The organism is Thauera sp. GDN1, assembly GCF_029223545.1.
Classification (GTDB): Bacteria; Pseudomonadota; Gammaproteobacteria; order Burkholderiales; family Rhodocyclaceae; genus Thauera.
The window spans coordinates 2032526-2055930 of the sequence record NZ_CP097870.1 but is presented as its reverse complement, the minus strand read 5'-3'; the positions used below and the strand labels follow the sequence as shown (position 1 = coordinate 2055930).

The following is a 23405-nucleotide window of genomic DNA, read 5'->3' as shown; positions in this document are numbered from 1 at the left end:
ATGCACGCCAACGCTTCCGCCACCTCGACCGCTACGACGTCGCATCACGTACGGCTGGCGCATTTCCCGGTCGCCCTGTTCTCCACCGTGATGGGCATTGCGGGCCTCACTATCGCCTGGCTCAAGGCCCATCACACCGGCGGCGTGCCGGTCGAGATCGGCGTCGCGCTGCGCTGGCTGGCGAGCGCGCTGTACCTGTTCCTGCTGCTGATGTACGGCGCCAAGCTGCTGCGACACCCCGAGGCGGTGAAGGCCGACCGCGCCCATCCGATACGCCTGAACTTCTTCCCCGCCATCTCCATCGGCCTGCTGCTGCTGTCGATCGGCTGGGCGCAGGATGCCCCGGCCGGCGCGCGATGGATGTGGGGCATCGGTGCCGCGGTGCATCTCATTTTCACGCTGTTCGCCATGAGCAGCTGGATCCATCACACCCACTACGACATCAAGCACGCCAACCCGGCCTGGTTCATCCCGGTCGTGGGCAACATCATCGTGCCGATCGCCACCTTCGAGATGAGTGCCCGCAGCGGCCAGGTGTTCTACGCGGGACTATCATGGCTGATGCTCGCGGTACTGAGCGGCGTCGTCGCGCTGCTGGCCTTCAAGACCCTGCTCGCCGCCAGCCGAAAACAGATCTGCGTACCCGAGTGAGCGCTGCACCCCGCCACGAGCCGACATGAGCAGCGCCCCCATGCCCCAGGCAGACATCCGGTCCTTCTTCGACGCGGCCACCAATACCGTCACCCACGTCGTGTCCGACCCCGCGACGGCGCGCGCCGCGATCATCGACAGCGTGCTCGACTACGATCCAAAGTCGGGGCGCACCTCGCGCGCCTCCGCCGACGCAGTCATCGCCTACGTGCGTCAAGCGGGGCTGCACGTGGACTGGGTGCTCGAGACCCACGCCCACGCCGACCACCTGTCGGCTGCGCCCTATCTGAAGCGACAGCTCGGCGGCAGGATCGCCATCGGCGTGCACATCCGCCAGGTGCAGGCCGTGTTCAAGGACGTCTTCAACGCCAGGGACATGAACAGCGATGGCGCCGAGTTCGACCACCTGTTCGAGGACGGCGAGCGCTTCCGCATCGGCGAGCTCGAGGTCGAGGTGATGCATACGCCCGGCCACACGCCGGCCTGCCTGACCTACGTCGTCGGCCAGGACGCCTTCGTCGGCGACACCCTGTTCATGCCCGACTACGGCACCGCGCGCTGCGACTTCCCCGGCGGGGACGCGGCCACGCTGTTCCGCTCGATCCGCAAGCTGCTATCGCTACCGCCCGAGACACGCCTGCACCTGTGCCACGACTATCCGCCCGACGACCGCGCGCCGGTGTGGGAAACCACGGTGGCCGAGCAGCGGGCGAAGAACATCCACGTCCATGACGGGGTGGCCGAGGCCGACTTCGTAGCCATGCGCACCGCGCGCGACCGCACGCTCGCCATGCCGACGCTGATCCTGCCGGCGATCCAGGTCAATGTGCGTGCCGGCAATCTGCCGCCGGCGGAGGACAACGGCGTCCGTTACCTGAAGATCCCGATCGACCTGCTGTAAGAGCGGCGCCCTGCGAGGTCGCGACCAGCCAAGACTTTGCCAACCAGATCTCGCGGGCAGTCTGGGCACGGCGAGACGAAGCCCTGACGACCGGAATCGCACGCTTTACCGGATGAGCTTCCCCTATCCCGCTGGGCTTTGTGACCACGGTCACAAAGCCCAGTCGAGCTTATGGCTATTTCAGAAAGTGCTCATATGATTTAACAAAGAGCACAAATGCAGAGGCCGTGAATCGAGCACCGCACCCACCCCGGGAAGGAGACGAACATGTCGCACATGCCTGAACACCCCGCCGCATCGCCCTCGACCGCGCCGCTCGCCCCGGCCGTATCGTCGGTGGACGCCGGACGCCGCCGCCTGCTGTTCGGGGCTTCCGTGCTGCCGGTCGTCGCCGGCACCAGCCTGACGGTCGGTGCAGCGCCCGCGCGGGCGGCACTGAAGACCTCCGCGCGCATCGTCATCGCCGGCAGCGGCCTGGGTGGACTTGCCGCGGCCAGCCGGCTCGCACGCGAGCTCGACGGCGCCCGGATCACGATCGTGGACCGCAAGGAGATCCACAACTACCAGCCCGGCTACACCCTGGTCGCCACCGGGATATGGCCGGTCGAGAAGGTCAGCGACCGCAATGCCGACCTGATCCCCGGGGGCGTGGAGTGGGTCAGGGAAATGGTCGCCGAGTTCGATCCCGAGGCCAACGCGGTCGTCACCGACAGCGGGCGTCGCATCGAATACGACTACCTGATCGTCGCCACCGGCCTGCAGATCGACTTCGGCCAGATCGAGGGCATGGACGTCGCGGCCATCGGCAGCAACGGCCTGGGTTGCGTCTATCCGAGCCCGCAGGCCGCCGAAGCCACCTGGCGGGCGATGGACGCGTACCGCCAGAAAGGCGGCAAGGCGCTGATGACCCTGCCCGCGACGCCGCTCAAGTGCGCCGGCGCGCCGCTGAAGATGACCTTCATGGTCGTGGACCGCCTCCGCCAGGCGGGCACGCGCGAGCGGTCGCAGGTGGAGTTCCACTCGGCGCTCGACAACATCTTCAGCGTGCCACGCATCAACCAGGAGGTGCTCGCACGCTGGGAGAAGCTGGGCGTGCCGGTCACCTTCAACAGCAAGCTGGTGGCGATCGACATCGGCGCCCGCCGCGCCACCTTCGCCAGTCCCGAGGGCGAACGCAGCGCGCTCGACTACGACTTCATCCACGTCGTGCCGCCGATGCGTGCGCCCGACGTGGTGAAGAACAGCCCGCTGTCGTGGAAGGAAGGCGGCTTTGCCGCGGGCGGCTGGCTCGAGGTGGACAAGGAGACCCTGCGCCACCGCCGCTTCCCCAACGTGTTCGGGATCGGCGACATCAACGGCACGCCCAAGGGCAAGACCGCGGCGACGGTGAAGAAGAGCACCCCGCTGGTGGTGAACAACCTGCTCGACGTCATCGCCGGCCGCGAGCCCACGCAGAAGTTCGACGGCTACACCTCGTGCCCGCTGCTGCTGCGCGAGGGCGCCGCGCTGCTGGTCGAGTTCGACTACGAGAACCGCCTCATCCCCTCGCTGCCGATGATCGATCCGCTGCAGGACAGCTACTTCGCCTGGGTCATGAAATACCGCCTGCTCAAGCCCGCCTACATGGCGGTGGCCAAGGGCCGGGTCTGAGGGAGGAAACGACATGTACGAGATCTGGCTGACCCTGAACATCCTTTTCGAACTCGCCCTGCAGTACTTGCCGGCGGTGGTCGGCACCGCGGTGCTGTGGGTGGCGTTGATGGGCCTCGCGGCGAGCCGCGGCAACGCGGGCTGGGGCAAGGCGCTGAAGCCGGCACTGGTGATCTTCGTGGTGGTGACCGCCATCACCTTCTTCATCACCCCCGCAATGACCAAGTCCTCCTTCGCCAACATGGGCTACTGGGTGGACTGGGGCAATCTCTTCCTCTATGCCGCCGGCTTCGGCGGTGTCGCCGCAGCGCTCGTCTGGCCCCTCGCCGCGATGATGCGCCGCGCCGGCTGAGCTGCACCATCAGGCGTCGCTGCGTCCATCGCGGCGCCGCGACCGTTCTCCGGTCACCCGGGGGCCGTGCCCCATCGCGCCCCAGGGCGCCTGCCGCCGCCAACGGTGTAGCTACGCGGGCGACGCAAGCCGCGATGGGCGCGCTCCGTCAGCGTCGGCTGCGGTAGACTCCGCCCCTGACCGGCGTGTCACACGCCCCCTTGAACACCGGCGCGGAGGCCCGCATCGCACGCCTCCCCAGCCCGATCCCACCGGAGACCCCGATGAGCCTGCTCGCCCAACTGAAGAAGGATTCCCTGCTTGCCCGCAAGGCCGCCGACGGCGTGCGCGCCACCCTGCTGTCCACGCTGATCGCCGAGGCCGAGATGGTGGGCAAGAATGCCGGCAACCGCGAGAGCACCGACGACGAGGTCCAGCAGACGATCCGCAAGTTCCTGAAGAACAACCAGGAAGCCGTGGCGGTGATCAAGGACGCCGACCGCCTCGCCGTGCTGGCGCAGGAATCGACGATCCTGACGTCCTACCTGCCGCCGATGGCGAGCGAGGCCGAGGTGAAGGCCTTCATCGCCGAGACCGTCGCCGGCCTGGCCGAGCGCTCGCCCAAGCAGATGGGCGCCGTCATGGGCGCGCTGAAGGCAAAGTACGGCAGCAGCTTCGACGCCAAGCAGGCCAACGCCTGGGTGAAGGAAGCGCTCGCCGGCTGAGCGAAGCTGGGGGGCGCGATCGCTCTCCGCCCCCCCGTGGGGGCGGGCTTGCCCGCGAACTGCCGGCGTTTCAGCGCAGCGCGGCGTGGATTTGCTCGGCGAGCTTGCGGCTGACCCCCTCGACCCGGCACAGGTCCTCCACCGTCGCCTCGCGCACGCCGTCCAGCCCGCCGAAGGCGGCCAACAGGTTGCGGCGGCGTGAGGGGCCGACGCCGGGGATGTCCTCGAGCTTGGAGCCCACCCGCGCCTTGCCGCGCTTGGCCCGGTGACCGGTGATGGCGAAGCGGTGGGCCTCGTCGCGGATCTCGACGATCAGGTGCAGCGCCGCCGACTCGCCGCCGAGCGCCAGGCCCTCGCGACCGTCTGGGAAGATCAGGGTCTCCAGCCCCGCCTTGCGCCCTTCGCCTTTCGCCACGCCCACCATCGCCACAGATTCCAGGCCGACCTCGGCGAGGATCTCGCGCGCCGCGCTGACCTGGCCCTTGCCGCCGTCGATCAGGATCAGGTCGGGGCATACGCCCTCGCCGGCCGCGACCTTGCCGTAGCGCCGCTCGAGCGCCTGGCGCATCGCGGCGAAGTCGTCGCCCGGGGTGATGCCGGTGATGTTGTAGCGCCGATACTCGGCGCGCTTCATCGCCCCGGCCTCGCACACCACGCAGGAGGCCACCGTGGCCTCGCCCATGGTGTGGCTGATGTCGAAGCACTCGATGCGTTGCGGCGCATCGTCCATGCCGAGCGCCTCGCGCAGGGCCTCCAGGCGCTGCTCGATGCGGCCGGTGTCGCGCGCGCGCGCCTGGATGGCGAGGCGGGCGTTCTTCTCGGCCATCTCCATCCACGCCTTTTCCGCCTCGAAGCGCGGCGACACCACGCCCGGCGGGCGCTCGGTGATCTCGGCGAGCGTCTCCCTGACCGCTTCGGGCGGCAGGTTCACCAGGATGCGTGCCGGGATCGGGTGCTGGCTGTAGTGCTGCTCGACGAAGGCGAGCAGGCTGTCCATCGCCCCCGAAACCGCCGCGCCGCTGGGGAACTGCGGACGGTCGCCGAGGTGGCGGCCGCCGCGCACCATGGCGATGTTCACGCAGGTGAGGCCGTCGGCCTCGATCGCCGCGAGGATGTCGACGTCCTCGTCCTTGCGGCTGTCGACGAACTGCTTGTGCAGCACGGCCTGCAGCACCCGTACCTGATCGCGGCAGGCAGCGGCCTCCTCGAAGGCGAGGCGCTCGGCGGCCGCCTGCATGCGGTTCGTGAGATCGTCGATGACCTCGCTGGCCTGGCCGTCGAGGAAGCGGGTGGCGAGCCTGACGTCGGCGGCGTAGGCCGCGGGTTCGACCAGGCCGACGCAGGGCGCGGTGCAGCGCTTGATCTGGTGCAGCAGGCAGGGGCGCGAGCGGTTGGCGAAGACGGTGTTCTCGCAGGTGCGCAGCTGGAAGGTCTTCTGCAGCAGGTGGATGCTCTCGCGCACCGCCCAGGCGTTCGGAAACGGTCCGAAGTAGCGCGCGCCCTTGGTGAAGGCGCCGCGGTGGTAGGCCAGGCGCGGGAATTCGTCGGCGGAGAGCTCGATGTAGGGGTAGGTCTTGTCGTCGCGGAACAGGATGTTGTAGCGCGGCGCCAGGCTCTTGATGAGGTTGTTCTCGAGGATCAGGGCCTCGGCCTCGGAACGCGTGGCGGTGATGTCCACACGCAGCACCTGGGCGACCATCATCGCGATGCGCGGGCTGGAGACGGTCTTCTGGAAGTAGCTGGACACCCGGCGCTTGAGATTCTTGGCCTTGCCGACGTAGAGCACCTTGTCGTCGGCGCCGATCATGCGATAGACGCCGGGCTCCTCGGTGAGGGTGCGCAGGAAGGGCTTGGGGTCGAAGGCGTTAGAGGACGTCGGATCGGTCATGAGTGATGATGCAGAATAGGGCTTGAAACCATCTATGCCTCCGAGCGGACACGGGGCATTCCTTCCATGGGCTGCGGAACTCGCTCGCTACGCTCACTCAGACAGTCCTCGCCCATTCCAGGAACGCCCCGCATCCACTCCAGCGCAGTTCATGCTCCACGGTCCGTAGGAAACGTCCTGTCGATTATCCGTGCTTATGGAGGACCTCGGTGCGCTGCTCGCCGATGGTGGCGGCGGTCATGGTGGGTGCGGCGCTGCTGTCGTCGGGGATGGCGGCGACGCGGTCGCGGGCGTGGACATAGGCGGCATGGAGTTCGAGCGCGAAGGGGTCGGCGAGCCAGGCTGGCTGCGGGGCGGAAGGCACGATCGCGGCGAGCCTTGCGAGATTGTCCGGATCGGGCGCGGGCGCCCAGCGGTCGAGCAGTTCGACGGCGAGGTCCGGGCGGTTGCACACCAGCAGCATGTCGCAGCCGGCGGCGTACGCGGCTTTCGCACGACCAACGATGTCGCCGGCGACGCGGGCGCCTTCCATGTTGAGGTCGTCGCTGAAGATCACGCCCTGGAAGCCGAGGCGGTCGCGCAGCACGTCCTTGAGCCAGAAGGGCGAGAAGCCGGCGGGCTGGGGCTCGGAGCTGGGGTCGGCGTTGGGGTAGATCACGTGCGCGGGCATCACCCCGGCGAGCTGGCGGCCGAGACGGTGGCGGTAGGGGGCGATGTCCTCGTTCCACACGGTGTCGAAGTCGCGTTCATCCACCGGCACGTCGTGGTGCGAGTCGGCCTCGACGAAGCCGTGACCGGGGAAGTGCTTGCCGACCGCGCCCATGCCCGCCTCCGCCATGCCGGCGACCAGTGCCTGGGCGAGTGCGGCGACGGTCTGCGGGTCGCGGTGGAAGGCGCGGTTGCCGATCGCGCGGCAGCAGCCGTAGTCGAGATCCAGCACCGGGGCGAAGCTGAGGTCGACGCCGTGCGCGCGCAGTTCAGAAGCGAGCACGAAGCCGGTGGCACGCGCCACGTCGAGCGCGGCGAGGTGATCCTGCTCCCACAGCGTGCCCAGGCTGCGCATCGACGGCAGGCGGGTGAAGCCGTCGGTGCGGAAGCGCTGCACCCTACCGCCTTCGTGGTCGACCGCGATGATCAGCGCCGGATCGCGCAGCGCACGGATGTCGGCCGTGAGCGCGCGGAGTTGATCGGAGCCGGTGAAGTTGCGCGCGAACAGGATCACGCCGCCGACCAGCGGGTCGAGCAGGCGCTCGCGCTCCTCGTCGGTCAGCGCGGTGCCGGCGACATCGATCATGACGGGGCCGCGGGGGCGCTTGGTGCTTGGGTTCATGTTGGAGATCTCGCTTTCAGAACGAGCGTTGAATCACCGCAATTTTCGCGGCGAATGAAGCCGCTAATCACCACAGCGCTCGATCAGTGCGAACGCGACGATGTGCTCGTCCTCGTCGCTGATGCTGAGGTGGGCGCGCAGCCCGTTGTCGCGCATGTGCGCCGCGAGACGCTCGTCATAGTGGTATTCGGGCTTGCCGCGCGCGTCGTGGCCGACGGCAACCGCGTGCAGCGTGGCCGGCACGGCGACGCCCGTACCGAGGGCCTTGCCGAAGGCTTCCTTGGCGGCGAAGCGCTTGGCGAGGAAACGCGCCTGGTCGCGATGGGCACGCCAGCCCTCGACCTCGCTCGCCGCCAGGATGCGCAGCGCGAAGCGCTCGCCGTGACGCTCGAGCGCCTCGCGCATGCGCCGCAGTTGCACGAGATCCGTGCCGATGCCGTGGATCATGCCTCGCCCTGCCCCGCTCCCTGGCCGCCGCTCATCGCCTGCGTTCCGTGCCCGCGCTGCTCAGGCCGCCTGCACCGCTTCGCGCATCAGGCGCTTCATCTCGGCCACCGCCGCGCGCAGGCCGACGAAGACCGCACGGCTGACGATCGAGTGCCCGATGTGCAGCTCGCGGATGCCGTGCAGGCGGGCGATCGGTTCGACGTTGTAGTAGTTGAGCGCGTGGCCGGCGTTGAAGCGCATGCCCAGGCTGCGCACCACTTCACCCGCCGTGCGGATCTTGTCCAGCTCGGCGAGCACCGCCGGCGCCTCGGCGTCGCGGCCGGCGGCGTGAAAGGCGTGGGCGTAGGGGCCGGTGTGGATCTCGCACACGCGCGCGCCGATGCGGGCGGCGGCTTCGATCTGTGCGGGCTCGGCGTCGATGAACACGCTGGTGACGATACCGGCGTCGGCCAGGCGGGCGATCACGTCCTGCAGGCGCGCCTCCTGCGACAGCACGTCGAGCCCGCCCTCGGTGGTGATCTCGTGGCGGCCCTCGGGCACCAGCATCGCCATCTGCGGCCTGGTGCGGCAGGCGATCGCGACCATCTCGTCGGTGGCCGCCATCTCGAGGTTGAGCTTGACCTGGGTGAGCTCGGCCAGCCGGCGCACGTCCTCGTCGCCGATGTGGCGGCGGTCCTCGCGCAGGTGGATGGTGATGCCGTCGGCGCCACCGAGGTGGGCCTCCACCGCGGCCCACACCGGATCGGGCTCCCAGGTGCGGCGCGCCTGGCGCAGCGTGGCGACGTGGTCGATGTTGACGCCGAGTTCGATCATCAGAGCTCCTGCAGTTCCTTGAGCACCCGGCGCGACTGCAAGGGCTGGCCGCCCAGGGTGTGGTTGATCAGCATGCGCAGCAACTGCTTGGACTGGGCCAGCGTCTCCGCGCGCGCGAAGTCGTCGGCCGCCATGTCAAGCAGGGTCTGGCCGGACACGAGGGGCTGGTCGCCGAGCGCGACCGCATCGGCCGCGACGCCCTGCCCCGCCATTTCATCTTCCAGCGTTTCCAGCCTGACCGGGCCGCGTTCGATTATATAAAGGTAGCGCCCGTCGGGCCGCACCGGCTGGCCGCTGTCCGCCTCATGATCGAGTCCGGCCTCGTAGCCGAGATCCTGCAGCAGGGCGAGTTCGAAGCGGCGCAGGATGGGCGACTCGGGCTCGCCGCGACCGAGTGCGCGCACCGCCCCGGCGTAGGCATCGAAGAGGCGCGGATGGGCGTCCTCGCGCGCGGTCAGGCGCACCAGCAGTTCGTTGAGGTAGTAGCCGCAGATCAGCGCGCGCCCGGTCAGCAGCGGCTGGCCGCCCTGCCACTCGGCGCGCACCAGGGTCTTGACCTCGCCGCCGCCCGACCAGTCCATCCACAGCGGCTGGAAGGCCATCAGCACGCCGCGCAGCTGCGAATGCGGACGGCGCGCGCCCTTGGCGACCAAGGCGACCCGGCCGTGGTCGCGCGAGAACACCTCGACGATCAGGCTGGTCTCGCGCCAGGGATAGGTGTGCAGCACCCATGCGGGCTGCTGCTCGACGCGCTGCTTGGCTCCCGCCATGACCCGGCGTCCGGATTACTCGTAGCCGAGGCTCTTCAGCGCGCGCTCGTCGTCTGCCCAGCCGCTCTTGACCTTGACCCAGACCTCGAGGAAGACCTTGCCGTCGAAGAGCTTCTCGAGCTCGACGCGGGCCTCGGAGGAGATGCGTTTCAACTTCTCGCCGCCCTTGCCGATCACCATCGACTTGTGGCCCGGCTTGTCGACGATCACCGCGGCATGGATGCGGCGCAGGTTGCCCTCGACCTCGAACTTCTCGATCTCGACCGCGATGCCGTAGGGCAGCTCGTCGCCGAGCAGGCGGAAGAGCTTCTCGCGCAGGAATTCGGAGGCGAGGAAACGCTCGCTGCGGTCGGTGATCTCGTCTTCCTCGAACATCGGCGCGGCGACCGGCAGCAGCGGGGTGGCGGCCTTGACCAGTTCCTCGACGTTGCGCCCCTTCTCCGCCGACAAGGGCACGATCTCGGTGAAGTCGCGCACCTGGCGCACCTGGTCGATGAAGGGCAGCAGGCGCGACTTGTCCTTCAACTGGTCGACCTTGTTGATCACCAGGATGAGCTTCGAAGACTCGGGAATCACCGCCAGCACCTTGCGATCGTCGTCGGTGAAGCGGCCGGCCTCGATGACGAAGAACACCAGGTCGACGTCGGCCAGCACCTGCGATACGGTGCGGTTCATCGAGCGGTTGAGCGCGTTGCGGTGATGCGTCTGGAAGCCCGGGGTGTCGACGAACACGAACTGCACGCCCGGCTCGGTGAGGATGCCGGTGACGCGGTGGCGAGTGGTCTGCGCCTTGCTGGAGACGATGCTGATCTTCTGCCCGATCAGGCGGTTGAGCAGCGTGGACTTGCCGACGTTGGGGCGGCCGACGATGGCGACGAAGCCGGCGCGGAAGCCGTCCGCCTCGTGCTCGCTGCCCGGCACGTCGTCGTGTTCGGGCATGGAAGGGATTTCGCTCATTTCTTTCTCACTGCGGCGAGCGCGAGCTCGGCCGACTGCTGTTCCGCGATCCGCCGGCTGGGGCCGCGCCCCAGCGTGCGCACGCCGAGTTTGGGGATGTCGCAGGCGACCTCGAATTCCTGCGCATGGGCTTCGCCCAGCGCCTGCACCATGGTGTAGGTCGGCACCGGCATCCTGCGCCCCTGCAGCCACTCCTGCAAGGCGGTCTTGGGATCCTTGCTCGGCTTGCGTGGATCGACCTCGGCGAGCAGCGGCACGTAGAGACGGTCGATGACCGCCTTCGCGGCGCCGAAGCCGGCATCGAGGAAGACCGCGGCGAACACCGCCTCCAGCGCATCGGCCAGGATCGAGGGTCGCCGGCTGCCGCCGGATTTCAGCTCGCCCTCGCCCAGCCGCAGGCAGTCGCCGAGCTCGAGCCCGAGCGCGATGCGGTGCAGGGCATCCTGCCGCACCAGCGAGGCGCGCACCCGCGACAGCTCGCCCTCGCGCAGTTCGCCGAAGCGCTCGAAGAGCGCGATCGACATCACGCAGTTGAGGATGGAGTCGCCGAGAAACTCGAAGCGCTCGTTGTTCGGCTGGCCGAAGCTGCGGTGCGTCAAAGCCTCCTGCAGCAGGCGCGCGTCGATGAAGACGTGCCCGATCCGGGTCTGGAGCTGGTCGACCGTCATCGGGTCAGCGTTGCTCGGTGCTCGGGTGCAGGTCGAAGAGCAGGCTGACGTTGGCGATCAGTGGCACGCTGCGGCTGTACTCGACCTCGATCACCGTCCGCGTGCCCGTGCGGTCGATGACCAGATCCGCCCCCTTCACGCTCGAGACGTCGTCGATCTGACCGCGGCGATCGAAGCTGCGGCGCAGCTCCAGCACCGGGGTCCCGTTGTCCGCCTCTTCGGCCAGGATGCCGATGATGCGCTTGACCGACATGTATTCGTTGATCACCGGCACGGTCCGAAAACCGACGACCAGCACGAATGCCGCCAGGGCGCCGACGACGAGTACGCCGAGCAGGCTCAGGCCGCGTTGGGATTTGATGCGCATGCGTGTCCCCCGATCTCAGTGAAAGCCGCCGATCCGCTTCATGTCGCCGAAGTTGAACCAGATGAAGAAGGCGCGACCGACGATGTTCTCTTCGGGCACGAATCCCCACACCCGGCTGTCGCTGCTCGCGTCGCGATTGTCGCCGAGGACGAAGTAATGCCCGTCGGGCACCGTACAGCTCACGCCGGAGTGGGTGTAAGTGCAGTTTTCACGCTGGGGGAAATTCAGCACCTGCGGCACGAAGGCCGGCGCGTCGCGCTCGATCAGCACCGAGTGCTCGACCTCGCCGAGCTTCTCGGTGAATTGCGGCGAGTAATACAGGCGGTCGGGGTGCAGGTAGGTGCCCGCTTCCGCGATCGGCACCGACTGGCCGTTGATGGTGAGGCGCTTGTCGATGTACTCGACGCGATCACCCGGCAGGCCGACCACGCGCTTGATGTAGTCCATCGACGGGTCCGCCGGGTAGCGGAACACCATCACGTCGCCGCGCTGGGGGTCATTGACGTCGATGATCTTGGCGTTGATCACCGGCAGGCGGATGCCGTAGGTCCACTTGTTGACCAGGATGAAGTCGCCCACGAGCAGGGTCGGGATCATCGAGCCGGAGGGGATCTTGAACGGCTCGACGACGAAGGAGCGCAGGCCGAACACGATCAGGATGACCGGAAAGAAGCTCGCGCCGTACTCCACCCACCACGGACTGGGCGCACCGGCCGGGCGCAGCTTGCGCGCGTGAAAGCGGTCGTAGAACCACAGCACGCCGGTGGCGATCAGCAGCAGGAACAGGGTCAGGGCGAAATTCATGCGGTATCCGTCGTCGGCCGGCCCCTCACAGCGGGCCGGCGGGTTCGATCACTTGCCTTCGTCGGTGCGCAGCACGGCGAGGAAGGCTTCCTGCGGGATCTCGACGTTGCCGACCTGCTTCATGCGCTTCTTGCCTTCCTTCTGCTTCTCGAGCAGCTTCTTCTTGCGCGAGATGTCGCCGCCGTAGCACTTGGCGAGCACGTTCTTGCGCAGCGCCTTGATCGTCTCGCGGGCGATGATGTGCGCACCGATCGCCGCCTGCACCGGCACGTCGAACATCTGGCGCGGGATCAGCCCGCGCAGTTTGCTCGCCAGCTCGCGGCCGCGGTACTGCGCGCTGGCGCGGTGCACGATCACCGACAGCGCATCGACCTTCTCGCCGCCCACCATCAGGTCGAGCTTGACCAGATCGGCCGTGCGGTATTCCTTGAAGTCGTAGTCCAGCGAGGCATAGCCGCGGGACACCGACTTGAGCTTGTCGAAGAAGTCCATCACCACTTCGTTCATCGGCAGCTCGTAGATCAGCTGCACCTGGCGGCCGTGGTAGCGCATGTCGATCTGGCTGCCACGCTTCTGGTTGCACAGCGTGATCACCGGGCCGACATAGTCCTGCGGCAGGAAGATGGTCGCGGTGATGATCGGCTCGCGGATCTCCTGGTACTTGCCGGGGTCGGGCAGCTTGGCCGGGTTCTCGATGCGGATGATCGAGCCGTCGTTGAGCACGACCTCGTACACCACCGTCGGCGCGGTGGTGATCAGGTCCATGTCGAACTCGCGCTCCAGGCGCTCCTGCACGATGTCCATGTGAAGCAGGCCGAGGAAGCCGCAGCGGAAGCCGAAGCCCAGCGCCTGCGAGACTTCCGGCTCGAACTGCAGCGAGGCGTCGTTCAGGCGCAGCTTCTCGAGCGAGTCGCGGAGCTGGTCGTACTCGGAGGATTCGACCGGATACAGGCCGGCGAACACCTGCGGCTTGATTTCCTTGAAGCCAGGCAGCGCCTCGGCCGCGGGGCGGTTGGCGAGCGTCACCGTGTCGCCCACCTTGGCGGCTTCGATTTCCTTGATGCCGGCGATGATGAAGCCCACCTCGCCCGCACGCAGTTGCTCGCGCGCCACCGAGCGCGGCGTGAACACACCGACCTGGTCGCACGGATACTGCAGGCCGTTCGACATCAGCAGGATGCGGTCCTTGGGCTTGAGCACCCCATCGACCACGCGCACCAGCATCACCACGCCGACGTAGTTGTCGAACCACGAGTCGATGATCAGCGCCTTCAGCGGCCCTTCGGGCTCGCCCTTGGGCGGCGGGATACGGGCAACGATGGCCTCGAGCACGTCCTCGACGCCCAGGCCGGTCTTGGCCGAGCACAGGATGGCCTCGGAGGCATCGACGCCGATCACGTCCTCGATCTCGCCACGGGCGTTGTCGGGGTCGGCTGCAGGCAGGTCGATCTTGTTCAGCACCGGCACCACCTCGACGTCGAGGTCGAGCGCGGTGTAGCAGTTGGCCACGGTCTGCGCCTCGACGCCCTGCGAGGCGTCGACCACCAGCAGCGCGCCCTCGCAGGCGGCCAGCGAGCGGCTGACCTCGTAGGAGAAGTCGACGTGTCCCGGGGTGTCGATCAGGTTCAGGTTGTAGACCTGCCCATCCTTCGCCTTGTAGTGCAGGGCCGCGGTCTGCGCCTTGATCGTGATGCCGCGCTCGCGCTCGATGTCCATCGAGTCGAGCACCTGCTCCTCCATCTCGCGCTCGGACAGGCCGCCGCAGAAGTGGATGAGTCGGTCGGCCAGGGTCGATTTACCGTGGTCGATGTGGGCAATGATGGAGAAGTTTCGGATGTGATTCATGCGAAACGAAAAGGGTGCCTTGCAGCACCCGTTTCGGAAAGAGTTCGGGGGTTCGGAGCCAGGGGTGGCCAGACCACCCCATCTGCGTCAAGCCCGTGATTCTAGCGGAAAACCACTGCAATAAGCGCGCACGGCCGCTTCGTCGAGGTGGTAGTGGCATAGTTCCTGATCGCCATGCAGCAGCACGGGCACCAGTTCGTCCCAGCGCGCTTCCAGCTCGGGATGCAGGTCGACATCGACGACCTCGATCTCCCAGCCGTGTTCGGCGGCGATCGGCTGCAGCGCCTCGACCAGGTCGTGGCACAGGTGGCACCACTCCCGGCTCATCACCGTGAAGCGCTTTCCGGCACCGGCTTCGCACTTCGCGCGCGTTCCGTCGCTCGTCGTCTTGCCGCTCATTTCGCCGCTCACTTGGCCGCCCGCAAGCTGACGTAGGACGTGGCATCGGCACGGCGGACCAGCAGCGTCACCTGTTGTCCCGGCGCGAGCTCCACAGCGATGCGCTCGAAATCCTCGACCTTGTCGAGCATGAGCTGCCGGCCACCGACCACAATCGCCAGCACGATGTCGCCCGGCACGATCTCGGCGCGAGCGGCGGCGCCATCGGCACGCTGCACCACCAGGCCGCGCTCGACGCCGCGCTCCCGGCGCTGCGCCGGGGTGGGCAGCGCGAGTTCCAGGCCCAGCCGGTTCGATGCTGCGGCGGCACCGACCGCGCGGCTCGCCTCCGGTTCGGCCTCCGGATCCTGCCACTCGCCGACGGCTACGCTCAGCTTGCGTACTGCGCCGCCGCGGTAGATCTCCACCGCGACCCGGGAGCCCGGCTGCGCGGCGGCGACGATGCGCGGCAGGTCGGCGGAATTCTCCACCGCACGGTCGTTGAAGCGCACGATCACGTCGCCCTGCTCGATGCCCGCCTGCGCCGCCGGACCGTCGGCCTCGACCGAACTCACCAGCGCCCCCGCCGCGCGCGGCAGGCCGAAGCTGTCGGCGAGGTCGCGCGTGACCTCCTGGATCGCGACGCCGATCCGGCCGCGCTCGACCCGGCCCTTGATGCGCAACTGCTGCTGCACGTCCATCGCGACGTCGATCGGGATCGCGAACGACAGCCCCATGAATCCGCCGGTGCGACTGTAGATCTGCGAGTTGATGCCGATCACCTCGCCCCGCAGGTTGAACAGCGGCCCGCCCGAGTTGCCCGGATTGATGGCGACATCGGTCTGGATGAATGGTACGAAATTCTCGTCCGGGAGACTGCGCCCCATGGCGCTGACGATGCCTGCCGTCACCGATTGCTCGAAGCCGAAGGGCGAACCGATCGCCAGCACCCATTCGCCCACCTTCAGCGCCTCGGGATTGCCCAGCACGACATGCGGCAGCCCGCTGGCCTCGATGCGGATCAGGGCGACGTCGCTGCGCGCGTCGGCACCGATCACCACCGCGTCGAACTCGCGCTTGTCGGCCAGGCGGACCTTGATCTCGTCAGCCTCCTCGACCACGTGCGCATTGGTCAGGATGTAGCCGTCCGCGCTGATGATGAAGCCCGAACCCAGCGACTGGTCATCCGGATCCGGCCCCGGATACTCGGGGGTGCGCGGGATGAACTTGCGGAAGAAGTCGAACATCGGGTCCGACTCGTCCAGCTCCGGAATCTGGAACGGTTGCCGCGCCGGTGTCCGGCGCGCCTGGGAGGCGCTGATGTTCACCACCGCCCTTCCCTGACGCTCGGCCAGCTCGGTGAAGTCGGGGAGCGTCACCGTGGCGGCATGGGCAGCGGACGCGATCACGCATGCCCACAGCAAGCCGACCAGGGCGATCAGGTAAGCACTCGCGGGCACGCGCCGGGCCGTCAGGGAGGAAATCATCGAAGGGTTTGAAGTGATTGCACGCATGCGCCCTCGGGCGCGAGTTCCATGCGCAGGCGATGCCGCCAGTTGCGGCTGCGCGGGAGCGCCCTGTTGATCGACCACGCCAGGGCAAGACCCGCGACCCCGCCGACGAGGCCGTAGAGATCCGCCCGCCCGTCGCCGCCCAGCAGGCTGCCGACCGCCGCCCCCGCCAGCAGCAGCACGGTGGCCAGCCCATACGCCGCGAGTGCCGCGGTCAGCGGCGCTCCGTCCGGAATGCTGATCACGACCTGATCGCCGGGCTTGACCGGAAAGCTCAGCGGCAAGGCGAAGACCTTCTCCGCTCCGCCGAAGGCATGGGCAAGCTGCATCGAGCGGCAGCCGCCCGGTTCATCGCAACGCCCGCATCCGCCGGCGACATCCGCAAGTTCGAGCCAGGCCACATCGTTCTCGACCCGCAGGATGCGCGCGCGCGCCTGCATCACCGCTCCACCGCGCGGATGTTGTCGCCGATCAGGCGTACCGCGCGCTCCGGCGCCTCACCGAGCGCGGTGACCAGGTGGCCGTTCACCGTGCGCTTGAAGATGTTGATCGCGCCGTTCGAGACCGGCCCCAGCCCGATCGCCGAGCCCTTGCCCACCGGCTCGATGAACACCGAGATCGCCGCCAGCCCGTCGCTGAACACCATGTGCACCGCCTGGCCGCGCTCGCGCCCCAGCGGCCGGCGCATCACCGAACTCAGGCTGTAGCCGGGGAGCGGCTCGGCCAGCACCCAGCCCACGTCATCCTCGGGCATGGCACTGCCGCGCGCATTCACCACGCGCCAGCCCTCGCCGGGCTCGAAGCGCGACTCCAGCAGTTCGGCGTCGACGTCGCCGCCGATGCGCACGTCGCTGAAGCTGAACTGCTCGATCAGGCCGCCCTTCTCGTCCATCATCCGCGCTTTGAGCAGCAGGCCGGTCTGCATTTCGGCCCACAACGTATGGCCATAGCGGAGATCGTCCTTCGGCTCCAGCACCAGTTCCTGCGCCTCGAAGCCCGCGACCCGGCTGATACCGCCCTTGCGGATGCGATAGCTCTCGGCCAGGCCGCTCAGCGATGCCGGCAGGCGCGCCGGGAAAGCCCTTCGGCCACCCGCTTCGTCGATGATGACGGTACGTTCGTCCGGCAGCACGCACTGCACTTCATTGCCGCGCCGGATCACCTCGCGCGGGCTGCCGTCGAGCACTTCCAGCCGCTCGTGCTCGCCGCTGGCATCGACCCGATGCGCGATGCGCGAGGTCTCGACATGCCCGCCCGACTGATAGACGAAGGTGCCCACGTAATTGAGCCGCTGCCCGGCCGAGGAGATCCGGCCAAGCCAGGACAGGGGATCGGAAGGCACTTCGGCAAAGGCAGGGCCCTGCGCCAGCAAGGCACAGAGCCCCAGCGCTGCAGCGAAAAACCTCATCGGCCGATACCCTGACGCTGATCAGACACCGTGCGAACGTACTGCACGCCCGCCGGCAGTGGACCACCGCGCGACAGGCCCTGGTGGGCGAACACGTATTCGCGCAGGACATCCTCGTTGCCCGGCTGGGCGACCGGGCGCACCGGCGCGGTGGCGCTCACCACCTTCACTGCGGGCGCCCCAGCCAGCACCTGCGGCGCCGGGGCCTCCTGCTTGTACAGCGTGGCCGCGACCAGACCGACCGCAGCGACCCCCATGACCGATGCAGCGATCGGCATCAGGGACTGCCACACTTGCCGCGTCGCCGAGGCCGGCGCGGCGCGCGGCGCGAGCACCGTCGGCTCGGCATCCAGATTGGCCATCACGCGGGAGACGAAATCGTCCGAACCCTCACGGTCGCCGCGCAACACATCGCCGATCAGGCAGTAGGCTTCCCAGTCCCGCCTCAAGTCCGGGTCGCGCCTGAGGCCGTCGAAGACCATGCGCGTTGCCTGTTCGTCGAGATCACCGTCGAGCAGCGCCGACACTTTGTCCTTCATGCTTGCCACCTACCAACGTTTGTCCGGGGCCGTATCGAGCAAGGGCCGCAGACGTTCTGCAATCGCTTCGCGCGCACGGAAGATCCGCGAACGCACCGTGCCAATCGGGCATTCCATGATGTTGGCGATCTCCTCGTAGCTCAGGCCTTCGAGTTCGCGCAACATGATGGCGGTTCTCAGTTCCTCGGGCAGCGCAGCCATCGCTTCATCGACGGTTTCTCCGATCTGTCGCGTCATCATCAGGCGCTCTGGCGTGTTGATGTCACGCAACTGATCGCCGTCCTCGAAAGTCTCCGCCTCTTCCGAATCGAAACTGGTCGAGGTCGGCGCCCTGCGCCCTTGGGATACAAGGTAGTTCTTCGCCGTATTGATGCCGATACGGTACAACCACGTGTAAAACGCACTATCTCCGCGGAACGAACCGAGTGCGCGGTAGGCCTTGATGAAGGTCTCCTGCGCAACGTCCTCGACTTCTGCGGAGTCGCGGATCAGCCTGGATAGCAAGCGATTCAGCTTGCGCTGGTACTTGGATACCAGCAGACCGAATGCCTGCTTGTCGCCGCGCTGGACGCGCTCGACGAGTTGCTGATCGATTTCACGATCGCTCATGGGATCTGGGTTCTTCCGGATATTCAAAAATCAAGACACCCGGATTATAAGCGACCGGCCGCAGCCACGACCGAAATCGAAGACACTCAAGAGACACGGGACCCCTGAAATAGTTCAGGGGGCGCCCCTGTCACGACGTGCTATATTCCCCCGCGTTCCTTCCGACACGTCAGGGCGACATCTTGCTGAAACAGTACGACGTACTCATCCTTGGCAGCGGCACGGCCGGCCAATCCATGGCGCTGCGCCTCGCCGACCATCTGCGCGTTGCCCTCGTGACCAAGCGCGAGCTCGCCGACAGCGCGAGCAACTGGGCGCAGGGAGGGATCGCGGCGGTGCTCGACACCGCCGACAGCGTGGAAGCCCACATCCAGGACACCTTCGTCGCCGGTGCCGGCCTGTGCAATCCGGAATCGACCCGCTTCGTGGTCGAGAACGGAAAGCACGCCATCGAATGGCTGATCGACCGTGGCGTTCCCTTCACCCGCGAGGCGGACTCCCAGCTCGGGTATCACCTGACCCGCGAAGGCGGACACTCGCATCGCCGCATCATCCACGCCGCCGACGCCACCGGCGCCGCGGTGCAGACCACGCTCGGCGAGCATGTGCGCAACCACCCGAACATCGACATCTTCGAACACCACATCGCGGTCGATCTGGTGATCGGCGACAAGATCGGCCAGCCCGGCGCAGGTTGCCTGGGCGCCTACGTGCTCGACATCGAGGCCGACAAGGTCGTCACCTTCGCCGCGCGCAACACCGTGCTCGCCACCGGTGGCACCGGCAAGGTCTATCTGTATACGACCAACCCAGACGTCGCGACCGGCGACGGCGTGGCGATGGCCTGGCGGGCGGGCTGCCGGGTCGGCAACATGGAGTTCATCCAGTTCCACCCGACCTGCCTCTACCACCCGCAGGCCAAATCCTTCCTGATTTCCGAAGCCGTCCGCGGCGAGGGCGGGCTGCTGAAGCTGCCTGACGGCACCCGCTTCATGCCCGAGCACGACCCGCGCGAGGAACTCGCCCCACGCGACGTCGTCGCCCGCGCGATCGACTTCGAGATGAAGAAGCGCGGCCTCGACTGCGTCTACCTCGACATCAGCCACAAGCCTGCCGACTGGCTGCGCGGCCACTTCCCGAACATCTACGCGCGCTGCCTGGAACTGGGCATCGACATCACCCGGGAGCCGATCCCGGTGGTGCCGGCGGCGCACTATTCCTGCGGCGGCATCGTCACCGACCTCGCCGCGCGCACCGACGTGCCCGGACTCTATTCGGTGGGCGAATCGGCCTTCACCGGCCTGCACGGCGCCAACCGCCTGGCGAGCAACTCGCTGCTGGAGTGCCTGGTATTCGGCGAGGCCGCAGCGCGCGACATCCTCGCCAAACCGCGCCAGACCGCCCCGGTGCTGCCCGACTGGGACGAGAGCCGGGTGACCGACGCCGACGAGGAAGTGGTCATCTCGCACAACTGGGCCGAGCTGCGGCGGGCGATGTGGGATTACGTCGGCATCGTGCGCACCACCAAGCGCCTGCGCCGTGCGCAGCACCGTATCCGCCTGCTGGCGCGCGAGATCCACGAGTTCTACTCGAACTTCCGGGTCAGCAACGACCTCATCGAGCTGCGCAACCTGGTGGTGACCGCCGACCTGATCGTGCGCTGCGCGCTCAAGCGCAAGGAAAGCCGCGGCCTGCACCATTCGAGCGACTACCCCGATACCCTCGTTCGCGCGCGCGACACCATCCTGCGCCCCCCGGCCAGGAGCGGGAAGGCACGCTGAGCCATCGCGAGCGGCGCGCGCTGCCCGGCAGCGAGCGCCCGACCTGAACGCTCAGCCGGGCTGGTCCGCCGCGTCAGCAGCACGGTCGGCACGGTGGCGCAGCCAGATGCGCAGCCGGCGCCAGTCGTCTCCGTCATGCGGTTCTTGAAAATCGCGTTGCTGCACGTTGGACGCCAGCAGCATCATGCCGGCCGGAACGCGCGCCCGAACAGCTGTCGCACCTGAGATATTTTCCAGCACCTGCAGGCTGAACCATACCGCCCGCGGCAGCACGACCGCCGAATGGGGACGGATGCGGCAGAGGACGCCCTGTTCCGCGCCTGCGGCGAACACCTCGACCAGCCCGTCTTCCTCCAGCCAGAGTATGAGGCCGTCCTTGGCCTGCTCCGCGCGCAGCGCGCGCAGCGCCGACAGCGCCAGCGCGGCCCAGGCCAGCACCGCGCCCAGCGAGCGCGCGAGCGACACCTCATCGCCCGCGGCAAACGCATGCAGCGCGGGGACATGAAAAAGCGCCAGTGCGGCCGCAACATGCGCGACCAGCACCGACGCCATCAGGATTCGGGACGGCTGCAGCCTCAGTTCAACCGGAAACCGCATGCCACGCCCGGGAGAGCGGGATCAGACGCGACGGAAAACCAGCGTGCCGTTGGTACCGCCGAAGCCGAAGTTGTTCTTCAGCGCCACGTCGATCTTCATCTCGCGCGCCACGTTGGCGCAGTAGTCCAGATCGCACTCTGGATCCTGTTCGAAGATGTTGATCGTCGGCGGCGAGATCTGGTTGTGCACCGCGAGGACGGTGAACACCGACTCAAGGCCGCCGGCGCCACCGAGCAGGTGCCCGGTCATCGACTTGGTGGAGTTCACCACCAGCTTGCGGGCGTTGTCCTCACCGAAGGCGAGCTTGATCGCATCGGTCTCGTTCTTGTCGCCGAGCGGCGTGGAGGTGCCGTGGGCATTCAGGTAATGCACCTGATCCGGATTCACGCCGGCGTTCTTGAGCGCGTTGAGCATGCTGCGCCGCGGGCCATCGGTGTTCGGGGCGGTCATGTGATAGGCGTCGCCGCTCATGCCGAAGCCGGACAGCTCGGCGTAGATCTTGGCGCCGCGCCTGACCGCGTGCTCGTACTCCTCGATCACCATCACGCCGGCGCCCTCGCCGAGCACGAAGCCGTCGCGATCCTTGTCCCACGGACGGCTGGCGGTCGCCGGATCGTCGTTGCGGGTGGACAGCGCCTTGGCGGACGCGAAGCCGCCGATGGCCAGGTTGGTGACGGTCGACTCGGCGCCACCGCACACCATCACGTCGGCATCGCCGTATTCGATCATGCGCGCGCTCATACCGATCGCATGGAGTCCGGTGGTGCAGGCGGTTACCACCGCCAGGTTGGGGCCCTTCATGCCGAACATGATCGACAGGTTGCCGGAGATCATGTTGATGATCGTGCCGGGAATGAAGAAGGGCGAAATCTTGCGCGGGCCGCCGCCGAGGAAATCGTCGTGCGTTTCCTCGATCATCGGCAGGCCGCCGATGCCGGAGCCGATATTGACGCCGATGCGGTCGGCGTTGGCTTCGGTCACTTCGATGCCGGAGTCGCGGATGGCCTGGATGCCCGCCGCCATGCCGTAGTGGATGAAGACATCCATGCGGCGCGCTTCCTTGGCGGAGAGGTATTCGGCAACGTCGAAGCCCTTGACCTCGCCGGCGATGCGGGCGGCGAAATTGCTTGCGTCGAAACGCGTGATCGGACCAATGCCGCTCTTGCCAGCGATCAGGTTTTCCCAGGCTTCGGGAACAGTATTGCCGACCGGCGAGATCACGCCGAGACCGGTGACGACGACTCTACGACGCGACACGGGCGACTCCGTCTAAATCATTGAAAAAATGAAGCCTGCCCGGATGCCGCAGGAAACTGCAGGCGCCGGACAGGGTACGCTGGAACAGCGCGGGATGCTTACTTCTTGAGGTGGGCGTTGACGTAGTCGATCGCCTGCTGGACGGTGGTGATCTTCTCGGCCTCTTCGTCCGGGATCTCGCACTCGAACTCTTCTTCCAGCGCCATGACCAGTTCCACGGTGTCCAGCGAATCCGCGCCCAGATCATCGACGAACGAAGACTCGGTCTTGATCTCCGATTCGTTCACGCCAAGTTGCTCAGCGACGATCTTCTTGACGCGCTGTTCGATGTTCTCCATGAACCAACTCCTTCCTGAGGGTGACAGGTGAATGTAAAAAGCCGGCGTATTCTACCAAAACGCCGCGGAACCGCTATCCCGACGCAAATCAGGACATGTACATGCCGCCATTGACGTGCAGGGTGGTCCCAGTCACGTAGGCGGCAGCGGGGGAAGCGAGGAACGCCACGGCGCCGGCGATTTCTTCCGGACGGCCGAGGCGACCCAGCGCGATGTTGCCGAGCAGGGCGTCGCGCGCCGCTTCGGGCAGCGCACGCGTCATGTCGGTGTCGATGAAACCGGGAGCGACACAGTTCACGGTGATGTTGCGGCTGCCCAGCTCGCGCGCCAGCGCGCGCGTCATGCCCGCCACGCCCGCCTTGGCGGCCGCGTAGTTGGCCTGGCCCGGGTTGCCGGAACTGGCCACCACCGAGGTGATGTTGATGATGCGGCCGTTGCGCGCCTTCATCATGCCGCGCATGACCAGCTTGCTCATGCGGAAGACCGCGCGCAGGTTGGTGTCGAGCACCACATCCCACTCCTCGTCCTTCATGCGCATGGCGAGGTTGTCGCGGGTGATGCCGGCGTTGTTCACCAGGACGCCGATCGCACCGAAGCGCTTCTCGACCTCGCCGACCAGCGCCTCGCAGGCAGCGGCGTCGGTGACGTCGAGCGCCAGGCCGGCACCCTTGATGCCGGCCTCGGCGAGCGCCTTGTCGATGTCGGCGGCGCCGGACTCCGAGGTCGCGGTACCGACCACGGTCGCACCCAGGCGACCCAGTTCCAGCGCCACGGCACGACCGATGCCGCGCGATGCTCCGGTGACCAGCGCGACCTGCCCTTCGAGCGAAAAACTCATGT

Annotated in this window: 26 protein-coding genes; 6 read left to right on the top strand and 20 right to left on the bottom strand. The window is 67.5% G+C overall.

The window, feature by feature from the left end; genetic code table 11:
- From CKCBHOJB_RS09415 to CKCBHOJB_RS09395, 5 genes are all read left to right on the top strand, one after another.
- Entirely contained in the window at window positions 1–651 is a 651-nt protein-coding gene (locus CKCBHOJB_RS09415) for a hypothetical protein (protein WP_281048426.1), read from the top strand.
- 25 nt (window positions 652–676) lie between these two features.
- Complete coding sequence (locus tag CKCBHOJB_RS09410) at window positions 677–1552, top strand: MBL fold metallo-hydrolase (RefSeq protein WP_348634837.1); 876 nt, start codon at window positions 677–679, stop codon at window positions 1550–1552.
- Between the two features lie 267 nt (window positions 1553–1819).
- Window positions 1820–3202 (top strand): FAD/NAD(P)-binding oxidoreductase, encoded by a 1383-nt coding sequence (locus tag CKCBHOJB_RS09405; protein ID WP_281048425.1) that lies wholly within the window; start codon window positions 1820–1822, stop codon window positions 3200–3202.
- A 13-nt stretch (window positions 3203–3215) separates the two neighbouring features.
- Window positions 3216–3554 carry a hypothetical protein gene (locus CKCBHOJB_RS09400; RefSeq protein ID WP_281048424.1) on the top strand — a complete coding sequence of 113 codons (339 nt, stop codon included), beginning with the start codon at window positions 3216–3218 and terminating at the stop codon, window positions 3552–3554.
- 263 nt (window positions 3555–3817) lie between these two features.
- Entirely contained in the window at window positions 3818–4258 is a 441-nt protein-coding gene (locus CKCBHOJB_RS09395) for a GatB/YqeY domain-containing protein (RefSeq protein WP_281048423.1), read from the top strand.
- A gap of 70 nt (window positions 4259–4328) precedes the next feature.
- Here CKCBHOJB_RS09395 and uvrC read toward each other — a convergent pair whose 3' ends face one another.
- The 16 genes from uvrC to rpoE all read right to left on the bottom strand — a co-directional run bounded on the left by uvrC (window position 4329) and on the right by rpoE (window position 18592).
- Window positions 4329–6146, bottom strand: coding sequence for an excinuclease ABC subunit UvrC (gene uvrC, locus CKCBHOJB_RS09390; RefSeq protein ID WP_281048422.1), 1818 nt, complete (start codon window positions 6144–6146; stop codon window positions 4329–4331).
- A gap of 184 nt (window positions 6147–6330) precedes the next feature.
- A complete protein-coding gene (nagZ, locus tag CKCBHOJB_RS09385; RefSeq protein ID WP_281048421.1) occupies window positions 6331–7476 on the bottom strand; it encodes a beta-N-acetylhexosaminidase in 1146 nt (381 codons plus the stop codon).
- A 63-nt stretch (window positions 7477–7539) separates the two neighbouring features.
- Window positions 7540–7923, bottom strand: coding sequence for a holo-ACP synthase (gene acpS, locus CKCBHOJB_RS09380; protein WP_281048420.1), 384 nt, complete (start codon window positions 7921–7923; stop codon window positions 7540–7542).
- A gap of 60 nt (window positions 7924–7983) precedes the next feature.
- The gene (locus tag CKCBHOJB_RS09375; RefSeq protein ID WP_281048419.1) at window positions 7984–8736 is read right to left on the bottom strand and encodes a pyridoxine 5'-phosphate synthase; all 753 of its coding nucleotides are present in this window, start codon (window positions 8734–8736) and stop codon (window positions 7984–7986) included.
- Window positions 8736–9506 carry a DNA repair protein RecO gene (gene recO, locus CKCBHOJB_RS09370; RefSeq protein ID WP_281048418.1) on the bottom strand — a complete coding sequence of 257 codons (771 nt, stop codon included), beginning with the start codon at window positions 9504–9506 and terminating at the stop codon, window positions 8736–8738. The genes CKCBHOJB_RS09375 and recO overlap by 1 nt, the downstream gene beginning before the upstream one ends.
- A gap of 15 nt (window positions 9507–9521) precedes the next feature.
- Complete coding sequence (gene era / locus CKCBHOJB_RS09365) at window positions 9522–10445, bottom strand: GTPase Era (protein ID WP_281051667.1); 924 nt, start codon at window positions 10443–10445, stop codon at window positions 9522–9524.
- A 14-nt stretch (window positions 10446–10459) separates the two neighbouring features.
- On the bottom strand, window positions 10460–11131 hold the full coding sequence (gene rnc, locus CKCBHOJB_RS09360) for a ribonuclease III (protein ID WP_281048417.1): 672 nt from the start codon (window positions 11129–11131) through the stop codon (window positions 10460–10462).
- A 4-nt stretch (window positions 11132–11135) separates the two neighbouring features.
- Window positions 11136–11498 carry a DUF4845 domain-containing protein gene (locus tag CKCBHOJB_RS09355; protein ID WP_281048416.1) on the bottom strand — a complete coding sequence of 121 codons (363 nt, stop codon included), beginning with the start codon at window positions 11496–11498 and terminating at the stop codon, window positions 11136–11138.
- 15 nt (window positions 11499–11513) lie between these two features.
- Entirely contained in the window at window positions 11514–12302 is a 789-nt protein-coding gene (lepB, locus tag CKCBHOJB_RS09350; protein WP_281048415.1) for a signal peptidase I, read from the bottom strand.
- 48 nt (window positions 12303–12350) lie between these two features.
- On the bottom strand, window positions 12351–14147 hold the full coding sequence (gene lepA / locus CKCBHOJB_RS09345; RefSeq protein WP_281048414.1) for a translation elongation factor 4: 1797 nt from the start codon (window positions 14145–14147) through the stop codon (window positions 12351–12353).
- A gap of 87 nt (window positions 14148–14234) precedes the next feature.
- On the bottom strand, window positions 14235–14546 hold the full coding sequence (locus CKCBHOJB_RS09340) for a glutaredoxin family protein (RefSeq protein WP_348634836.1): 312 nt from the start codon (window positions 14544–14546) through the stop codon (window positions 14235–14237).
- A gap of 8 nt (window positions 14547–14554) precedes the next feature.
- Window positions 14555–16012 (bottom strand): DegQ family serine endoprotease, encoded by a 1458-nt coding sequence (locus tag CKCBHOJB_RS09335; protein WP_281048413.1) that lies wholly within the window; start codon window positions 16010–16012, stop codon window positions 14555–14557.
- Window positions 16009–16476, bottom strand: coding sequence for a SoxR reducing system RseC family protein (locus CKCBHOJB_RS09330; protein ID WP_281048412.1), 468 nt, complete (start codon window positions 16474–16476; stop codon window positions 16009–16011). The genes CKCBHOJB_RS09335 and CKCBHOJB_RS09330 overlap by 4 nt, the downstream gene beginning before the upstream one ends.
- Window positions 16476–17444: a MucB/RseB C-terminal domain-containing protein gene (locus CKCBHOJB_RS09325; protein WP_281048411.1), complete on the bottom strand. Its 969-nt coding sequence runs from the start codon at window positions 17442–17444 to the stop codon at window positions 16476–16478. Before CKCBHOJB_RS09325 ends, CKCBHOJB_RS09330 begins: the two co-directional genes overlap by 1 nt.
- The gene (locus CKCBHOJB_RS09320; protein ID WP_281048410.1) at window positions 17441–17983 is read right to left on the bottom strand and encodes a sigma-E factor negative regulatory protein; all 543 of its coding nucleotides are present in this window, start codon (window positions 17981–17983) and stop codon (window positions 17441–17443) included. The genes CKCBHOJB_RS09325 and CKCBHOJB_RS09320 overlap by 4 nt, the downstream gene beginning before the upstream one ends.
- A 9-nt stretch (window positions 17984–17992) precedes the next feature.
- Window positions 17993–18592, bottom strand: a complete 600-nt coding sequence (gene rpoE / locus CKCBHOJB_RS09315; protein ID WP_281048409.1) for an RNA polymerase sigma factor RpoE — start codon at window positions 18590–18592, stop codon at window positions 17993–17995.
- Window positions 18593–18774: 182 nt separating this feature from the next.
- Between rpoE and nadB the strand changes: the two genes are divergently transcribed.
- Complete coding sequence (gene nadB / locus CKCBHOJB_RS09310) at window positions 18775–20373, top strand: L-aspartate oxidase (RefSeq protein ID WP_281048408.1); 1599 nt, start codon at window positions 18775–18777, stop codon at window positions 20371–20373.
- Window positions 20374–20424: 51 nt separating this feature from the next.
- On the opposite strand, the gene CKCBHOJB_RS09305 is transcribed toward nadB, so the two are convergent.
- The 4 genes from CKCBHOJB_RS09305 to fabG form a co-directional block, all read right to left on the bottom strand.
- Window positions 20425–20925, bottom strand: coding sequence for a hypothetical protein (locus tag CKCBHOJB_RS09305; protein ID WP_281048407.1), 501 nt, complete (start codon window positions 20923–20925; stop codon window positions 20425–20427).
- Between the two features lie 66 nt (window positions 20926–20991).
- On the bottom strand, window positions 20992–22227 hold the full coding sequence (gene fabF, locus CKCBHOJB_RS09300; protein ID WP_281048406.1) for a beta-ketoacyl-ACP synthase II: 1236 nt from the start codon (window positions 22225–22227) through the stop codon (window positions 20992–20994).
- Between the two features lie 98 nt (window positions 22228–22325).
- Entirely contained in the window at window positions 22326–22565 is a 240-nt protein-coding gene (acpP, locus tag CKCBHOJB_RS09295; RefSeq protein ID WP_002930040.1) for an acyl carrier protein, read from the bottom strand.
- 88 nt (window positions 22566–22653) lie between these two features.
- A complete protein-coding gene (gene fabG, locus CKCBHOJB_RS09290) occupies window positions 22654–23403 on the bottom strand; it encodes a 3-oxoacyl-ACP reductase FabG (protein WP_281048404.1) in 750 nt (249 codons plus the stop codon).
- Window positions 23404–23405: the final 2 nt, after the last annotated feature.

Coding starts and splice junctions, on each gene's coding strand:
- CKCBHOJB_RS09415 (WP_281048426.1), top strand. CDS start 1: ATGCACGCCAACGCTTCCGCCACCTCGACCGCTACGACGTCGCATCAC.
- fabG (WP_281048404.1), bottom strand. CDS start 23,403: ATGAGTTTTTCGCTCGAAGGGCAGGTCGCGCTGGTCACCGGAGCATCG.
- CKCBHOJB_RS09410 (WP_348634837.1), top strand. CDS start 677: ATGAGCAGCGCCCCCATGCCCCAGGCAGACATCCGGTCCTTCTTCGAC.
- era (WP_281051667.1), bottom strand. CDS start 10,445: ATGCCCGAACACGACGACGTGCCGGGCAGCGAGCACGAGGCGGACGGC.
- CKCBHOJB_RS09320 (WP_281048410.1), bottom strand. CDS start 17,983: ATGAAGGACAAAGTGTCGGCGCTGCTCGACGGTGATCTCGACGAACAG.
- CKCBHOJB_RS09405 (WP_281048425.1), top strand. CDS start 1,820: ATGTCGCACATGCCTGAACACCCCGCCGCATCGCCCTCGACCGCGCCG.
- CKCBHOJB_RS09375 (WP_281048419.1), bottom strand. CDS start 8,736: ATGATCGAACTCGGCGTCAACATCGACCACGTCGCCACGCTGCGCCAG.
- acpP (WP_002930040.1), bottom strand. CDS start 22,565: ATGGAGAACATCGAACAGCGCGTCAAGAAGATCGTCGCTGAGCAACTT.
- uvrC (WP_281048422.1), bottom strand. CDS start 6,146: ATGACCGATCCGACGTCCTCTAACGCCTTCGACCCCAAGCCCTTCCTG.
- CKCBHOJB_RS09395 (WP_281048423.1), top strand. CDS start 3,818: ATGAGCCTGCTCGCCCAACTGAAGAAGGATTCCCTGCTTGCCCGCAAG.
- lepB (WP_281048415.1), bottom strand. CDS start 12,302: ATGAATTTCGCCCTGACCCTGTTCCTGCTGCTGATCGCCACCGGCGTG.
- CKCBHOJB_RS09340 (WP_348634836.1), bottom strand. CDS start 14,546: ATGAGCGGCAAGACGACGAGCGACGGAACGCGCGCGAAGTGCGAAGCC.
- recO (WP_281048418.1), bottom strand. CDS start 9,506: ATGGCGGGAGCCAAGCAGCGCGTCGAGCAGCAGCCCGCATGGGTGCTG.
- CKCBHOJB_RS09325 (WP_281048411.1), bottom strand. CDS start 17,444: ATGAGGTTTTTCGCTGCAGCGCTGGGGCTCTGTGCCTTGCTGGCGCAG.
- rpoE (WP_281048409.1), bottom strand. CDS start 18,592: ATGAGCGATCGTGAAATCGATCAGCAACTCGTCGAGCGCGTCCAGCGC.
- acpS (WP_281048420.1), bottom strand. CDS start 7,923: ATGATCCACGGCATCGGCACGGATCTCGTGCAACTGCGGCGCATGCGC.
- nagZ (WP_281048421.1), bottom strand. CDS start 7,476: ATGAACCCAAGCACCAAGCGCCCCCGCGGCCCCGTCATGATCGATGTC.
- rnc (WP_281048417.1), bottom strand. CDS start 11,131: ATGACGGTCGACCAGCTCCAGACCCGGATCGGGCACGTCTTCATCGAC.
- CKCBHOJB_RS09330 (WP_281048412.1), bottom strand. CDS start 16,476: ATGCAGGCGCGCGCGCGCATCCTGCGGGTCGAGAACGATGTGGCCTGG.
- CKCBHOJB_RS09305 (WP_281048407.1), bottom strand. CDS start 20,925: ATGGCGTCGGTGCTGGTCGCGCATGTTGCGGCCGCACTGGCGCTTTTT.
- CKCBHOJB_RS09355 (WP_281048416.1), bottom strand. CDS start 11,498: ATGCGCATCAAATCCCAACGCGGCCTGAGCCTGCTCGGCGTACTCGTC.
- CKCBHOJB_RS09400 (WP_281048424.1), top strand. CDS start 3,216: ATGTACGAGATCTGGCTGACCCTGAACATCCTTTTCGAACTCGCCCTG.
- lepA (WP_281048414.1), bottom strand. CDS start 14,147: ATGAATCACATCCGAAACTTCTCCATCATTGCCCACATCGACCACGGT.
- CKCBHOJB_RS09335 (WP_281048413.1), bottom strand. CDS start 16,012: ATGATTTCCTCCCTGACGGCCCGGCGCGTGCCCGCGAGTGCTTACCTG.